The following is a 539-nucleotide window of genomic DNA, read 5'->3' on the forward strand; positions in this document are numbered from 1 at the left end:
ACGGATGAGCTTGAGCCATATGTCAAACACCTTGAGTGGTGGTTTAAACGTTCCTGAACTATAGCGTTGCACCGGCACCTGTTTTGTCGCCCTGGCTGTGCAGCCAACGGTGTAGCGCCTGCCACACCCACTCTGGAACACTTCATGCTTGCTGCACCGCACCAATCCCGAGTTGGATGTCTTGATTGAACAGGAGCACCCCATGCTGGACCGCACCGCGACCAAGTTTTCCCATGTCAAGCCCGGTGACACGCAGTTTGTCTCCGGTGGTTTGCGCGATTTTTTCCTGTACCGCGACCTCGGCATTGCCGACGCGACCAACGGCAAAGTCATTGCGCACCTTGTGAAGGCCAATATGGCACCAGAAACAGGCACGGGTTGGCACCGACATGAGGCGGAGTTCCAGATCGTCATCATGACCAAAGGCTGGGCCCGCTTTATGTACGAAGACAAGGAAACCCTGGTCGAGGCCGGCGACGTGGTGCACCAGCGACCAGGCATCAAACATTTCCTCTTCGACTACTCCCCCGATATGGAAT

General features: G+C 56.0%; 1 protein-coding gene. It reads left to right on the top strand.

What is annotated here, in order from left to right; genetic code table 11:
• Positions 1 to 202 precede the first annotated feature (202 nt).
• Positions 203 to 539 (top strand): cupin domain-containing protein (locus AC1D0Z_RS23960; RefSeq protein WP_477660596.1); only part of this gene is annotated, 337 nt, incomplete at its 3' end.

The organism is Polaromonas sp. P1_E3 (genome assembly GCF_056405935.1).